This is a genomic window from Pseudomonas sp. MD195_PC81_125 (genome assembly GCF_014060985.1).
GTDB classification, from domain to species: domain Bacteria; phylum Pseudomonadota; class Gammaproteobacteria; order Pseudomonadales; family Pseudomonadaceae; genus Aquipseudomonas; species Aquipseudomonas parakoreensis.
In genome coordinates, this window is record NZ_JABULD010000722.1 from 1 (window position 1) to 843 (window position 843).

Sequence of the window (843 nt, forward strand, 5' to 3'; positions counted from 1 at the left end):
GTAACGTAATACATCGTTTAACATAATATACATTACACGTAACAAGATGTTTCCGAATCAGCCCGGTTGCACGCTACATTCAATCCAGAGGGTCACCAGAAACCGCATTTTCCAAACCCTCGGTCTGGCCTGAAATTTGTGAGCCTCAATCAGCAGACCGCGTCAGCTTTTCTATCAGTATCCGGTGCTGTGGAAATTGCGCAGTCAGTCTGCGTCTGTCACCCATCTCCATGTCCGCGAAATCAAATCCCGGCGACACGGTTTCACTGATCAAACCAAATCCGTGTTCACCCTCAAGCAGTCGCGATGCTTTCCAGATGCCACCAGGCACGTGCATTTGCAAAAGCTGTCCCGCCAGAATATCGCTACCCATCACCAATGTTTGAAGCGAACCGTCACCTGCGATCATGCTGTACTCGATGGGATCGCCCAGATGGTAGAAATGCAGGATGTCCGATTGGTTGAAATGAAACTGGCCCACCGGCGAATCTTCCGTCAGCAAGTAATAGATCGAAGTCATCAGGTAACGTGGGCCACGGGTGGTTTGCAGCATGGCGCGATGATCTGCTTGAAAAGTCCTGCGAAAATAGCCGCCTTCAACATGAGGCTGCAGATCCAGTGCAGCAATCACGTCCACGCTCTTTGTTTTCCCTCGATTCATGGCCTGCTCCATTGATTGAAAGGCAGATAGGCTGATAGCTCTACTAAACGGCTATTTAGTGGAGTTAACTGTATTTCGACGAATATCGAAGACAATTCCCTCCACTTCAACGATCTAACGCAAACCCACGTGAGGGACAATCGCTAACGCTTCAGCGTCTCGCTCGGCAGCTCTTTGAACAG

General features: G+C 49.7%; 1 protein-coding gene. It reads right to left on the bottom strand.

The annotated features are described in order from the left end of the window. Nucleotides 1-145: 145 nt before the first annotated feature. On the bottom strand, nucleotides 146-661 hold the full coding sequence (locus tag HT737_RS28485; RefSeq protein ID WP_182401114.1) for a cupin domain-containing protein: 516 nt from the start codon (nucleotides 659-661) through the stop codon (nucleotides 146-148). Nucleotides 662-843 lie beyond the last annotated feature (182 nt).